At 62.7% G+C, this 14518-nt stretch carries 12 protein-coding genes; 10 read left to right on the top strand and 2 right to left on the bottom strand.

Features of this window, described 5'->3' with window-relative positions; all coding sequences use genetic code 11:
* Positions 1-511 (bottom strand): ATP-binding cassette domain-containing protein (locus RGM2987_RS18510; protein WP_245144008.1); only part of this gene is annotated, 511 nt, incomplete at its 3' end.
* Positions 512-1663, bottom strand: coding sequence for an efflux RND transporter periplasmic adaptor subunit (locus RGM2987_RS18505; RefSeq protein WP_245144007.1), 1152 nt, complete (start codon positions 1661-1663; stop codon positions 512-514).
* A gap of 453 nt (positions 1664-2116) precedes the next feature.
* Here RGM2987_RS18505 and RGM2987_RS18500 point away from each other — a divergent pair, with 453 nt between their 5' ends.
* The 10 genes from RGM2987_RS18500 (at position 2117) to RGM2987_RS18455 (ending at position 14430) form a co-directional block, all read left to right on the top strand.
* Positions 2117-2596 (top strand): sigma-70 family RNA polymerase sigma factor, encoded by a 480-nt coding sequence (locus tag RGM2987_RS18500; protein WP_245144006.1) that lies wholly within the window; start codon positions 2117-2119, stop codon positions 2594-2596.
* A gap of 156 nt (positions 2597-2752) precedes the next feature.
* Positions 2753-4087, top strand: coding sequence for a SidA/IucD/PvdA family monooxygenase (locus RGM2987_RS18495; protein ID WP_245144005.1), 1335 nt, complete (start codon positions 2753-2755; stop codon positions 4085-4087).
* Between the two features lie 349 nt (positions 4088-4436).
* Positions 4437-7655: a transporter substrate-binding domain-containing protein gene (locus tag RGM2987_RS18490; RefSeq protein WP_245144003.1), complete on the top strand. Its 3219-nt coding sequence runs from the start codon at positions 4437-4439 to the stop codon at positions 7653-7655.
* Between the two features lie 284 nt (positions 7656-7939).
* Complete coding sequence (locus RGM2987_RS18485) at positions 7940-8374, top strand: response regulator (RefSeq protein ID WP_245144002.1); 435 nt, start codon at positions 7940-7942, stop codon at positions 8372-8374.
* 115 nt (positions 8375-8489) lie between these two features.
* A complete protein-coding gene (locus tag RGM2987_RS18480) occupies positions 8490-9104 on the top strand; it encodes a response regulator transcription factor (protein WP_245144001.1) in 615 nt (204 codons plus the stop codon).
* Between the two features lie 249 nt (positions 9105-9353).
* On the top strand, positions 9354-10220 hold the full coding sequence (locus tag RGM2987_RS18475) for a pirin family protein (protein ID WP_245144000.1): 867 nt from the start codon (positions 9354-9356) through the stop codon (positions 10218-10220).
* A gap of 198 nt (positions 10221-10418) precedes the next feature.
* A complete protein-coding gene (locus RGM2987_RS18470; protein WP_245143999.1) occupies positions 10419-11861 on the top strand; it encodes a mechanosensitive ion channel family protein in 1443 nt (480 codons plus the stop codon).
* Between the two features lie 294 nt (positions 11862-12155).
* Positions 12156-12596 carry a carboxymuconolactone decarboxylase family protein gene (locus tag RGM2987_RS18465; RefSeq protein WP_245143997.1) on the top strand — a complete coding sequence of 147 codons (441 nt, stop codon included), beginning with the start codon at positions 12156-12158 and terminating at the stop codon, positions 12594-12596.
* 324 nt (positions 12597-12920) lie between these two features.
* Entirely contained in the window at positions 12921-13421 is a 501-nt protein-coding gene (locus RGM2987_RS18460) for a sigma-70 family RNA polymerase sigma factor (protein ID WP_245143994.1), read from the top strand.
* A gap of 37 nt (positions 13422-13458) precedes the next feature.
* A complete protein-coding gene (locus tag RGM2987_RS18455; RefSeq protein ID WP_245143992.1) occupies positions 13459-14430 on the top strand; it encodes a FecR family protein in 972 nt (323 codons plus the stop codon).
* Positions 14431-14518 lie beyond the last annotated feature (88 nt).

Here is a 14518-nt window from a genome sequence, read left to right as displayed (position 1 = left end):
CGGCGAGGATGATGTGGCCGCCGTTCATCAAGGCCCGGGCAATCGACACCCGTTGCTGCTGCCCACCGGACAACTGGTGCGGGCGGTTGCCGGTGCGGCTCGCCAGGCCCAGGCGTGCGAGCAGGGCGCTGGCCCGGGCGTGGCGCTCGGCAGCCGAGGTGCCGGCGTAGATGGCCGGCATCTCGACGTTTTCCTGGGCGGTGCCGGAGGGGATCAGGTGATAACCCTGGAACACGAAACCGAAGGCTTCGCGGCGCAACCAGGCCAGTTCGTCGCTGCCCAGGCGGGCGACGTCTTCACCGGCAAAACGGTACTCGCCGCTGGTCGGGCGGTCGAGGCAGCCGAGAATGTTCATCAGCGTGGATTTACCGGAGCCGGACGCCCCGACGATCGCCAGGAACTCTCCGGCATGGATCGCCAGGTCGATGCCGCGCAGCACCTCGACCCGAGGGCTGTCGCCGCCACCGTAAGCCTTGCGGATGTCGCGCAGTTCGATCAGCGGAGTGTTCATTCAGCCTCCGTTGCCGGCGGTCGGACCGATCAGTACCCGTTCGCCTTCGTTCAGGCCATCGAGCACCTGGGTGCGCAGACGGTCGCTGACGCCGGTGCGAACGGCCCGTGGCTGGACCTCGCCGTTGTCGGCCAGCACCCGGACCTGGCCGGCGGCGTCCTGCAACGCGGCGCTGGGCACGCTCAGCACGTCCTTGGCCTGGGCGGCGACGAAGAACACCTGGGCGGTCATGTCCGTCATCAGGGCGCGGTCGGCATTGTCGACGTCGAGCAACACCGTGTAGAGCACCACCCGTTCGCTGCCGCTGCGACTGCCGTTGGGATTGCCACCCTGGCTGGCCTCCAGTGGACGCGGCGGCACCGGGAGAATCTGGCGCACGGTGCTGCTCCAGCGCCGGGCGCCGCCGGCCAGGGTGGTGAAATAAGCGTTCATCCCCGGTTTGACGTGGCCGATGTCCGCCTCCGAGACTTCGGCCCAGACGGTCATCGGGGTCAGCCTTGCAATGCGCAGGATCAGCGGCGTTTGTTGCTGGGCGTTGAGGGTCTGGCCTTCGCGGGCGCCGACGGCGACCACCGTGCCGCTCATGGGCGCGTAGATCCGCGTGTAGCCCAACTCGGCCTCGTCACTGCGCAGGTTGGCCTGGGCCTGGCGGATCTGGGCCTGGAACATGTCGATGCGCGCCTGGGTCGCCCGCACCTCGGCGCGGGCGGTCTGCACGTCCTCTTCGCGGGTAGCGCCGCCGGCCTTGAGCTGCTGCTGGCGCTGGAATTTCTGCTGCGCCAGGTCGTGCTGGGCCCTTTGCTCCTGAAGCTGTGCCTTGAGATTTTCGATGGAGAAGCGTCCGGCGTCGAGCCTGGCCTTTTGGGTGGATGGGTCGATTTCCACCAACAACTGGCCCTCGCGCACCTCGTCGCCGGCTTCTACGTGGATCTTCTGGATCTGCCCGGACGCCTGGGCCCCGACGTCCACATAACGCCGCGGTTGCAGGGTGCCCAGGGCCGTCACGCTGTTTTCGATATCGCCACGGGTGACGAGCGCGGTGGCCGGCGCTTCACGGTGGGGGGCCACGGCTTGCCAGGCCGCGAAGGCGACAGCCGGAAGCAGGGCGAAAGTCATGAGCCAGGCGCGTCGGGTGGGGCGGGGACGTTTCATGCAGGGTTCCGGCCGGTGGTATCGAGCCCGTCGCAAGAGCTCAGGGACGGGAGGCTGTTCTGGTAAACGAGCGCTTTGGGCGGGAATTTAATGGTTGAAACACTTGGTAGCAGGATCGCTACCCAGGGACAGGATGCCGCCCTGTGGCGAGGGAGCTTGCTCCCGCTGGACTGCGCAGCAGGCCCAAGGCAGGCGCCGCCGTTAACTCTGTCGAGACGGATCTTCAGATGAGGGGCCGCTTCGCGCCCCAGCGGGAGCAAGCTCCCTCGCCACAGGTTTTTTGTATCGCGCCATCCATTGCAGGGTGACGCTGAGATAAAGGAAAGCTTTAAATCTATATGAGAATTACTATAAATTACGCGATTGAATCTGCCACCATCGTGCCATTGTCTGACCCAGGCATGCCGAGGGGCACAGGGATAGCGGTCGCAGGCATTGCGCACGGGAGTCAGGTTGGAAAACTACTATCGCGAACTGGTGTGTTTCCTCAACGCCAGGCTCGGCAACCGTCAGGCGGCCGAGGATGTGGTGCATGACGCCTATGTGCGGGTGCTGGAGCGCGCCAGCGACACGCCCATCGAACAGCCGCGGGCCTTTTTGTACCGCACGGCGCTGAACCTGGTGATCGACGGGCATCGACGCAATACCCTGCGCCAGGTCGAGTCGTTGGATGTGCTGGATAACGAAGAGCGCTTCTTCACGCCGTCACCCCACACCAGCCTCGATCATGGCCAGCGCCTGGACATGCTGCAACGGGCCCTGGCCGAGTTGCCGCCGCTGTGCCGCGAAAGCTTTCTGTTGCGCAAGCTCGAAGGCCTGTCCCATCCGCAGATCGCCGAGCGCCTGGGCATTTCCCGGGCGTTGGTGGAAAAGCACATCGTCAACGCCATGAAGCATTGCCGCGTTCGCGTGCGACAGTGGGACGCGCCCTGATTTACCTCCCGCCGGTCCCACGGCGGTAAATTTTTTTTCATTGTCCTCGTTCCTCTCAACAGACGACTGACCGCCCCGGGCTCTCTCCGCCCCGCGTCGGCCAGTCACCCAGGCTTTTCGCGCCCTGTTGAGGGGCTTTTCCAGAGGACACTGGACATGACACAGGCAATTGCAGCGCCCATCGTTCACGACTTGATCGGCATCGGCTTCGGCCCCTCGAACCTGGCGCTGGCCATCGCGCTGCAAGAACGAGGGCCCGTGCAGGGCGAACTGGATGTGCTGTTCCTCGACAAGCAGGCCGACTATCGCTGGCACGGCAACACCCTGGTGACCCAGAGCGAGCTGCAGATCTCGTTCCTCAAGGACCTGGTGACCCTGCGCAATCCCACCAGCCCATACTCGTTCGTCAATTACCTCAAGCACCATGGGCGCCTGGTGGATTTCATCAACCTGGGCACCTTCTATCCGTGCCGCATGGAGTTCAACGACTACCTGCGCTGGGTCGCCGCGCAGTTCGCCGGGCAGAGCCGCTATGGCGAAGAAGTGCTGCGCATCGAGCCGGTCCTGCATAACCAGCAGGTCGAAACCCTGCGGGTGATTTCCCGCGACAGCCAGGGCGAAGAATTCGTGCGCACCGCCCGTTCGGTGGTGGTCAGCGCCGGTGGCACGCCACGCATTCCCGAGGCGTTCAGAGCACTGAAGGATGACGCTCGAGTGTTCCACCATTCCCACTACCTGGAGCGCATGGCGACCCAGCCGTGTGTGAGCGGGCAGCCGATGAACATCGCGATCATTGGCGGCGGGCAGAGCGCGGCAGAGGCGTTCATCGACCTCAACGACAGTTTTCCTTCGGTCAAGGTCGACATGATCCTGCGCGGCTCGGCCCTCAAGCCGGCGGACGACAGCCCGTTCGTCAACGAAGTGTTCTCCCCGGAGTTCACCGACCTGGTGTTCCAGCAACCCCACGGTGAGCGCGAGCGCCTGATCAACGAGTACCACAACACCAACTATTCGGTGGTGGACATCGACCTGATCGAACGCATCTACGGGATCTTCTATCGCCAGAAAGTCTCCGGCATCGCCCGCCATGCGTTCCGCACCCTGACCACGGTGGAGAAGGCCACGGTTACCGAAGCCGGCATCGAACTGGCAGTGCGCAACAACGCCACCGGCGAGCTGACGGTGCGCCGCTACGATGCGGTGGTGCTGGCCACCGGTTACGAACGGCACATGCACCGTACACTGCTGGAACCGCTTGCCCAGTACCTGGGGGATTTCGAGGTGGACCGTAATTACAAGCTGATCACCGACGAGCGCTGCAAGGCCGCGATCTATATGCAGGGCTTCTGCCAGGCCAGCCACGGCCTGAGCGATACGCTGCTGTCGATCCTGCCGGTACGCGCCGATGAAATCGCCGGCTCGCTGTATGAGCATGGCAAGCTTCGCGGACAGGGCCGTACCGTGCGTGATCAGTTATTGGCTGCGGTGTAGGGCCCGATGTTCTGAACAACTCGGCCTCCTGTGGGAGCGGGCTTGCTCGCGAAGGCGGTGGGTCAGTCAGCACATAGGTTGAATGTGACTCAGTCTTCGCGAGCAAGCCCGCTCCCACACTGACTTGGGATGGATACCATTTTTGTGTTCAGCCCCGGACCCCTTGTGGGTTCTTCAGGCAATTCCTCAGAAATTTCCTACACTCATCCCACGCCTGCCATGGTTCGGCAGGCTTTGACGGTTCGCTGTTCCCTCGCATTGGCAGTTTGAACCCATCCGCCGGTCGCCCTGGCTGAATGCAGTCGGTGGTGTTCCGGGCCGATTACGCCAAGCGCAACATTTGAATCCGATGAAGCTGTTTCTATGCGCAGGCCTGGCGGTGCTGTTGCTGGGCTCATTGAGTGTGGCGCCACCGGTGGGCGCTGCCCCCGAGCCGTTGCAGGTGCTCGGGCGTTCCCATGTGAATGACTATTCGGCGTCCCTGGGCGAGGCAGACCGGGCCTGGCTGCGGCAAAAGGGCACGCTGTCGCTGGGCACCTCGGCCCCGGACTATGCGCCGTTCAGCATCACCGGCAATGGCCGCGACTATGAAGGCCTGACCGCCGACTACGCGCAATTGCTCGGGCAACTGCTGCACGTCTCGGTGCAGGTGCAGCGTTATCCGTCTCGTGCCGAATCGCTCCAGGCCCTGCGCAGCGGTGAGATCGACCTGCTCGACACCGCCAACGGTTTCGAAGCCGCAGAGCCGGACCTGAGCATGTCCCAAGCCTACGCCGACGACCTGCCCACCCTGGTCGCGCGCATCGACGACAGCCAGGACTTGCCCTCGGACCTGGCGGGCAAGCGGGTGGCGATGCTTTACCACTACCTGCCTCCGGACACGGTGGAGGCGTTCTACCCCGAGGCTTCCTTGCAGCTGTACCCCTCGACTCTCAGTGCCATCGGCGCCGTGGCGTTCGGGCAGGCCGATGTTTACCTGGGGGACTCAATCAGCGCCAATTACCTGATCAGCAAGAACTACCTGAACAACGTGCAACTGGCGGACTTCTCACGCATGGAAGTCCAGCCCTTCGCCTTTGCCCTGCGCCGCGACAATCAGCGTTTGTTGCGCATTGTCAACGCCGCCCTGCAAGCCATTCCGGCCGGCGAGCGCATGGACATCCTGCGCCGCTGGAGTGCGGGTGGGGCGAGCATGCCGGGCCAGCAGGCGTTGCAGTTCAGCGCCAGTGAACAGCGTTGGATGGACACCCATCCACGAATCCGGGTGGTGATCGACGAAAACTTCCTGCCCCTGACATTCATCGACGAACAAGGCCAGTTCCGCGGTATCAGTGCCGATGTGCTGGCCCGGATCGGTTTGCGCACCGGCCTGAAGTTCGACATCCAGCGGGGCCAGTCGGTGTACGACCTGATCGAGCGGGTCAAGAGCGGCCAGGCCGATGTGCTGGCGGCCATCACCATCAGCTCCGAGTCGGATGATGAAGATGCGTTGCGCTTTACCCGTCCTTACCTGACCAACCCGTTCGTGCTGGTGGCGCCCCAGAACAGCAAGGCCCCGCTGACGTTGAACCAGATGGATGGCAAGCGCCTGGCGCTGGTGCGTGGCAACGTATTGCAGCAATACCTGCAAGAACAATTTCCCGGGGTGAAGCTGATACCCGCCGAAAACGTCCCCGACGCCATGGGCATGGTCGCCGCCGGCACGGTGGACGGCGCGATCAATTCGCTGATCAGTGCCCGTTACATGATCTCTCGCCAGTACCGCGACCGACTGCAAATCACCAGCACCGTCGGCACCTTGCCGGCGCGCATCGCCTTGGCGACACCTCGTGGTTCGGTGGAGCTGTATTCGATCCTCGACAAGGCACTGTTGAGCATCTCCCCCGAAGAAATGGACGAGCTGACCAACCGCTGGCGCAGTGAAGTGGTGATCGACGACAGCTACTGGCTGCGCAACCGCACGACCATTGTCCAGGGGTTCGCCATCGCCGCGCTGCTGTTGCTGGTGACGCTGGGGTGGGGCCTGTACCTTCGGCGATTACTGGAACAACTGCGGGTGGCAAAAGAGAGCGCCGAGCAGGCCAACCGGGCCAAGACCACCTTCGTGGCAACCATGAGCCATGAAATCCGCACGCCGATGAATGCGGTGATCGGCATGCTGGAACTGGCGCTGAAAAAAGCCGACCAGGGCGTGGTCGACCGGTTCGCCATTGAAGTGGCCTCGGGGGCTGCCCGGGGCATGCTGGACTTGATCGGCGACATCCTCGACATCGCCCGCATCGAGTCCGGAAAACTGTCGCTGACGCCGGAACGGGCCAATCTGCATGAACTGGTCGAGTCGGTGGGACGTATCTTCGAGGGCCTGGCCTGGCAGAAACATTTGCACCTGCAACTGGATCTGGACGCGACAATCCGGCGCGACGTATTGATCGACCCGTTGCGTTTCAAGCAAGTGGTGTCGAACCTTTTGGGCAACGCCATCAAGTTCACCGACCAGGGCCTGGTGCGCCTGAGTATGCGCGGCGAACCGGGCCCGGTGGAGGGGCAATGGGGCGTTTGCCTGCGGATCGAGGACACCGGCAGCGGGATTTCAGCGCAAGACCAGCGGCGCCTGTTCAGTCCTTTTACCCAGGCCAGCCAGGGTGCCCAGTCGGCTCGCAGCGGCTCCGGGCTGGGGTTGGTGATCAGCCGCACCCTGTGCGAAATGATGGGCGGCAGCCTGACGCTGAGCAGCGTGCCGGGGCAGGGCACCCAGGTGGAAGTCCGCCTGAGCCTGCCGACGCTCGACACGTTGGCAGGCACGCCGCCAGTCGAGGACGAGGCACCCGCGCCGCTGCGGCCGTTGAGCATTCTGGTGGTGGATGACTACCCGGCCAACCGCCTGCTGCTGGCGCAGCAACTCAATTACCTGGGGCATCGGGTCCAGGATGCGCAGGATGGTGTCGAAGGTTTGCACGCCTGGCGCGGCGAGCACTTCGATGTGGTCATCACCGATTGCAACATGCCGTTGATGAGCGGCTACGAACTGGCCCGGGCCATTCGCGCCGAAGAGCGCGCCCAGGGCCTGTCGCCCGGGCTGATCCTGGGGTTCACCGCCAATGCGCAGCCCGAGGAAAAGCAGCGTTGCGCCGAGGCCGGCATGGACGATTGCCTGTTCAAGCCCATCAGCCTCAAGCAACTGAGCGCGCGCCTGGCTTCGGTCGTGCCGGATGACTCGGCAGCGACCACCAGCCCCGATATCGACTTGAGCAGCCTGGAACAGCTGACCGGCGGCGACACCAATGCCATCCAGCAACTGTTGCAAGAGCTGGTGCGCAGCAATGCTGAAGATGGCGCCCGGCTGCGGCGTTTGTCCAGCCAGCACAACGCGGCCGGCCTGGCGGACCTGGCGCATCGGATCAAGGGCGGTGCGCGGATTATCCAGGCGCGGCGGCTGGTCAATGCCTGCGAAGCACTGGAAAACGCCTGTCGCGGGGCCGATGGGGTGTCGCTCGGCCAGGCTGTGGAGGATGTGCTGCAGGCGATGGAGCAGTTGGCGGAGCGTCTGGAAACCATGATCGATGGGTAATGCCATTAACTCAAGAACACCTGAACCATTGTGGCGAGGGAGCTTGCTCCCGCTGGACTGCGCAGCAGGCCCAAGTCTGTGAACGCCTCGCACTGAAGCGCCAGCCCATCGATCGGGAGCAAGCTCCCTCGCCACAGGATCAGGTCGTCCGCAGGATTTCCCGCGTTTGGTCGGGAGTACTCTTTTCCTTCTTCTTTTTCGGATTAGTCCTACAGCGCCTCTCAGAACCTTCCTCTAGCCTGACGCCCAGTTTCCTATCCGTCGCGTTGCTACTGGAATACCCCATGCCCAACAAAGCACTACGTATCCTGATTGCCGACCCAAACCATACCCATCGAGTGGTGCTGGAGCGCCTGTTCAATCAACTCGGCTATTTCCGGATTGTTCCCGTGAGTCATCTGCAGGAGTTGTTGACACTGGTGGAGTACGGCAGCGAGCCGTTCGACCTGGTGGTGATCAACGCCGGGATGGCGAGCGGGGTGTTGGACTTGCACGATTTTGTTATCTATAACCCACAGGTTCGTCACGGATGGGTCTACAACGCACAACCGTCCGGTTTGCGATCAGTGCCTGTCGGGCGTCGCTCGAGCATGCACTGGAGCCAGGCCCCGCTGCCTGACCTGGCGTCACTGCGCCTCCTGATGGCGCGGGTCGATGTGCAGGTCGACGCCTCGCAACGACCCTGGGAGCGCCTGCTGCGACAGGGGCTGGGCGGTTGAGCCCGTGCCGTTGGTCCGCACTGTCGGATTTGACAGGTGCCAGGGCCAGGTACGTGTGCAAGAGTCCGCTGCCGTCGTGGCGTCGTTGCCTTTCGTATTGACCGGGGGAACTGCCTTGAAAGATGTATTGATCGTGGATGACCACCCTGTCATACGAGGCGCATTGCGGCTCATTTGCCAGAACGAGGGGTTCACCCGCGTGCGCGACGCCAATGGCGCGGCCGAAGCCAGGACCCTCATCAAGGAGGGCGCGCCGGACCTGGTCATCCTGGATCTGGTGATGAACGGTTTCGATGGCCTGGACCTGCTGGTGTGGATCATGGACCAGTTTCCTGACTGCGGCGTGCTGGTGTTCACCTCCCAGGATGCGCAGCACTTCTGCAACCGTTGCATCTCGGCCGGCGCCAGGGGCTTCGTGACCAAGAAAAGCGACCTGAAGGAGCTGATCAAGGCGATCCATGCGCTTAAGTCCGGTTATGCCTATTTCCCCCAGATGTCGGTCAGGCTGGATTTCCAGCAGCGCACCGAACAACAGGCGCTGGAAAGCCTGTCCACCCGCGAACTGTCGATCCTGCGCATGCTGTCGATGGGCATGCGCGGCAAAGACATCGCCGAAAGCCTGTTCCTGAGCCCGAAGACCGTCAGTACCTACAAGACCCGTTTGCTGGAGAAGCTCGGCTTGAAGTCACTGGTGGGGCTGTCGGAGTTTGCCAGGCGTAATCATCTGTAGGCCTGTTGGCGCGCGCATTTTCCTCACCCTCCACAATCCTCTGTGGGAGCGGGCTTGCTCGCGAAAGCGGTTGCACATTCAACAACTGTACAAGCTGATCCATCGCCTTCGCGAGCAAGCCCGCTCCCACAGTTCGACGGCGGCGTTCTGGAAATAGAACGCTAAAGCCGGTTTTTGCGGTCTAGTGCGGTAAAGACGCTGGTTTTAAGCTGTGTCCATAGCATCGCTACACTGATCTGGAGACACAGCATGAAAAACATCATCGGCCTCTACACCAGCCCACGGCCTCATTGGGTTGGCGATGGCTTTCCGGTCCGCACGCTGTTTTCCTACGACAACCTGGGCAAGCACATCAGCCCGTTCCTGCTGCTGGACCACGCGGCCCCGACCGAATTCACACCCACCACCGAGCGTCGCGGCGTCGGCCAACATCCCCATCGCGGTTTCGAAACCGTGACCATCGTCTACCAGGGCGAACTGGAGCACCGTGATTCCACCGGCAGCGGCGGCACGATCGGCCCCGGCGATGTGCAGTGGATGACTGCCGCTTCGGGCATCATCCATGAGGAGTTCCACTCCGAGGCTTTTGCCCGGCAGGGTGGCTTCATGGAAATGGTCCAGCTGTGGGTCAACCTGCCCGCCCGGGACAAAATGGCCCCGGCCGGCTACCAGACGTTGCTCAAGGGCGACATTCCGAACATCGCCCTCAAGGACGATGCCGGCAGCCTGCGATTGATCGCCGGTGATTTCGAAGGGCAGCACGGCCCGGCGAAGACCTTCACCCCGATCGACGTCTGGGACATCCGCCTGAACGCCGGGAAAAACCTCACCCTCGACCTGCATGAGGGCCACAACACCGCCTTGGTGGTGCTGCGAGGCTCGGTCCAGGTCAACGGTCGTGAGCGCGTCGAGGCCGGGCAACTGGCGCTGTTCGAGCGGGCCGGCGACCAATTGAGTCTGCAAGCCAACAACGACGCGGTGGTGCTGCTGCTCAGCGGCGAGCCGATTGACGAACCCATCGTCGGCCACGGCCCGTTCGTGATGAACAGCGAACAGGAGATTCACCAGGCGTTCAGCGATTTTCATTCCGGCCGCTTTGGGCGGATGGAGGGCTGAAGAATGAATAACTAACGACACCGATCCATTGTGGGAGCGGGCTTGCTCACGAAGGCGTAGTCACAGTCGACATTTTTGTTGAATGTGCCACCCTCTTCGCGAGCAAGCCCGCTCCCACATGGGGGTTCTGCGGTGAACTCTACAGCGACTCCAACTTGTGCCACTCTTGCCGTCGATGATCTTCCTGGAGCTGTCCCGATGCTGTCCCTGATCTCCAACCACCCGTTGCTCTGTGCTCTGGTGCTGCTTGTGCTCGACCTGCTGCTGTGGCGGCTGGTCAGTGTCAATCGGACCTATTGGAAAATCGGTGGGCGGTTGGTGATTTTCTCGCTGTTCAGCATGTTGTTGTTCAACGAGGGGCTGAACCCGATGGTGCCGGCGCAGTGGGTCGACGATGTGCCGCGGCACCTGGCGGCCACCGGCCTGCAGATCGCCTGGTGGCTGTTCGCCGCGCGTACCCTGACGGTGATGATCGGCGCAGTAATGATGCAACGGGTCGGCCATACCGGGCGCTTGCTACAGGACCTGCTTGGCGCGGTGATCTTCCTCATCGCCGTCATCGCGGCCCTGGCTTACGTGCTGGACCTGCCGGTCAAGGGCGTGCTGGCGACCTCCGGGGCGATGGCGATCATCGTCGGCCTGGCGCTGCAAAGTACGCTGAGCGACGTGTTCTCCGGGATCGTGCTCAACACCACCAAGCCCTATCAACTCGATGACTGGATCTCCATCGACGGCACCGAAGGCCGGGTCACCGACATCGACTGGCGGGCCACGCGGTTACAGACCGCCCAGGGCAGCATGGCGGTCATCCCCAACTCCCTGGCGGCCAAGGCCAAGATCGTCAATTTCAGCCGACCCAGCGATGTGCATGGCTTGTCCATCAGCATCCAGGTCAGCCCCCACGCTCGGCCGCAGAAAGTCATCGAAGCGCTGGAGCGGGCGATGATCGGCTGCCGGAGCCTGCTGGCCATTCCCGCGCCCTGCGTGACGCTCAAAAGCTCTGGCAGTGACGGGGCGCAATACGAAATCAGTGGCTTCGTGGCGTCGATGAGTCAGAAGCGCGAGGTGCGCAATCAACTGTTCGACCTGGCATTCCGGCATCTGCGGGCGTCAGGCATCAGTCTGTTGTCCACCACCGAAGCCACCTCCGCCAGCGCATTTTCGCGGCCCCGAGCGTTGCTCGAAGGCTCGAGTATTTTTTCAACGTTGCGCCAGGAAGAGAAGGAGACCTTCAGCCAGAACATGACCCTGCAGACCTTCCGCGCCGGGGAAATGATCCTGCCGGCCGGGGAGGTCAGCGATCATCTGTTCATCATTGAATCGGGGGTGGTCAGCGTGACCCTGGTGCGCAATGGACAGGCGCTGGAAGGCGGGCGCATGGGACCGGGGGAGGTGATTGGCGAAGCCGGCATCGTCGCCGACCAGGCCACCCTGGCGGATTTTTCCGCCAAGACTTTCTGCACCCTTTACCGCATCGAAAACAGCTACCTCAAACCCTGTCTGGATGCTCGTCGCGATATCAACGACGCGATGAAAAACCTGCTGGACTTCCGCATGCACCTGGCCCAGAACCTGACCCGCGAAATGCCCAAGCCGGTTGCCAAGAAGCGCTTCCTGCAATGGCTGCGTAGCCGGGCTTGAACTACGTCTGAAGTCACCCCGGGCCCCCTGTGGCGAGGGGATTTATCCCCGCTCGACTGCGCAGCAGTCGTGAATTGTCTGGCAAGGTTTATCTGTTGGACCGCGGCGAATGGTCAGGGGGTTGCTTCGCAACCCAACGGGGATAAATCCCCTCGCCACAGGGTAATCATCAGCCAGCGCCTTTTGGCCTCTCGATGGGTCCATTGGCTACCCGAACTTCCCAACAATTGGCTATTTGTTGCGCGCCAGCGCGGCGCTAACGTAGCGCCACACCTCATTGTTCTGGAGTTCACCATGCAACCGCGTATCGATTTCTACACCGCTTCCCCCGACGCTCTCAAAGCCATGCTGGCCCTGGAAACCGCCGTCTCGAAACTGGGCCTGGAAAAATCCCTGCTGGAGCTGGTCAAGCTGCGTTCCTCGCAGATCAACGGCTGTGCCTTCTGCATCGACATGCACACCGCCGACGCCCGCAAGGACGGCGAGACCGAACGCCGCCTGTATGCCGTGACCGCCTGGCGTGAAGCACCATTCTTCACCGGCCGCGAGCGCGCCGCATTGGCCTGGACCGAAGCCCTGACCCGCCTGAGCGACACCCACGCGCCGGACGCCGACTACGAGTTGCTGAACCAGCACTTCACCCCCAAGGAAATGGTCGACCTGACGGTCGCGATCAATGTCATCAATGGCTGGAACCGTCTGGCGGTGGGCTTTCGGAAAATGCCTGAGGCTTGATTGTTTCGCCTGTTGAAGAGGGGCATGGGGCGCCCTCCACGATAGTCTGGTATCCAAGTTCCATTTAGCCCTGCCCGAACCCCTGGATCTGTGTACGACAGATATCCAATGTGGGAGCGGGCTTGCTCGCGAATGCGGTAGACCTTTCAATATCGAGGCGACTGACACACCGCCTTCGCGAGCAAGCCCGCTCCCACATGACAGAGTCGCTACCCCTGAGGTCGGCTTTTTCCTCCTGTCTCCTGTTGGCATCCCCACCAATAGGTTTGCTTCCCCTTAATGGGAAAGATTACTATTCCCGCCCCGTCCCAGCAGCACACCGCGATGACCCCCAAGTTGCCCCGCAGGCCCGGCTTTTTCGAGCATTACGAAGAGTTGATCGGCACCTGGACCCGTCGCCTGCGCAGTCGCGAACAGGCCGAGGACCTGGCCCATGACACCTTCGTGCGGGTGCTCGAGTCCGATTCGGCGACCGTCCAGCAGCCACGGGCTTATCTGCATCAAACAGCACGCAATATTGCAGTGGACAGCTATCGGCGCGAAGATCGACGGGGGGCCATGGAGGAGGCGGTCCTTGACCATCGTCAGTCGCTTTCGGGCGACCCGGAGCACTTCATGCACGCGATCCAGCTGGCAGACTCCATCGAACGGGCGCTTGCCGAGCTGCCGGCCAATTGCCGCACGGTGTTTGTCTGGCAGAAGATCGAAGGCCTGACCCAGGCCGAAATCGCCGAGCGCCTGGGTCTGTCAAAAAACATGGTGGAAAAGTATATGATCCGCACCCTGCGGCATCTGCGCGATCGGCTGGACGGACCCGACTCATGATCCGCGCCTACTTTTCACCCGAACCACAGGACCTTCCATGATGGACAGCCGTGAATGCCCGTGCGGGCAGGACAGGGTTCGCGACGCCGCCGCGCAGTGGTTCGTGCGCCTGCAAGCGCCCGCCATGGAGGTCGCTGAGCGCCAGCGTTTCGAAGCCTGGCTCGACGAACACCCCAACCACCGCGACGAGATCCAGTTGCTGCAAGGCATCTGGAGCGCCACGGACCTGCTGCCCCGGGAACGCCTGCAAGCACTCTGCGAACCGCCAGCCAAACGCCCCAAGCGCCGGCCACTGCTGCGCTACGCCGTGGCTGCCGGCGTCCTGGCGGTGGCGGTCGGCCTGGGGCTGTTCAGTGGCCTGGGTTCGTCCGCCGACTACAGCGGTGAGTTCGCCACGACGCTTGGCGAGCGTCGGCACATTGCCTTGCCGGACGGCTCAGTCATCGATCTCAACAGCAGCAGCCGGGTGCGGGTGCAGTTCGCCCACCATCAACGCCGGGTGGAACTGGCGCAAGGCGAGGCGTTGTTCCGTGTCGAGCATGACGCTGGCCGACCGTTCACCGTGGATGCCGGCAACGGCCAGGTGACGGTGACCGGGACGCGCTTCGACGTGCGCCGCGATGTCGACAGAACCCGGGTGGCGGTGGAGCAGGGCAGCGTCAAGGTGCAGGGCCGCGATGTGCCGGTCAAGCTCACGGCCGGTCTCGGTACCCAGATCGATGCCCAAGGCAAGGTCGCCGTCCCTTACGCGATCAACGCCGATGAAATCACGGCCTGGCGCAACGGCAAACTGGTGTTCAATGACGCGCCGCTCAGTGAAGTGGCCGAAGAGGTTTCCCGTTATCGCGCCAACCCCTTGCGCATCGGCAGCCCGGCGGTGGGCAGCCTGCGCCTGACCAGTGTGTTCGGCGTCGCTAACACCGATGCACTGCTCAAGGCCTTGCCGAACATCCTCCCGGTGGCCGTTCGCACCCTGGATGACGGCAGCCAGGAAATAATTGCGCGGTAGATTCAGGTTTTTCCCGAGTTCTTCGTCTTCTTGTCCAACTGCAACTGGTTTGCATTAACAGACGCGTATTCTTGCGATCAACAGGACA

The sequence above is a fragment of the Pseudomonas sp. RGM2987 genome (assembly GCF_022952855.1).
Taxonomy (GTDB): domain Bacteria; phylum Pseudomonadota; class Gammaproteobacteria; order Pseudomonadales; family Pseudomonadaceae; genus Aquipseudomonas.
This window is presented reverse-complemented; position numbering and strand designations above follow the sequence as displayed.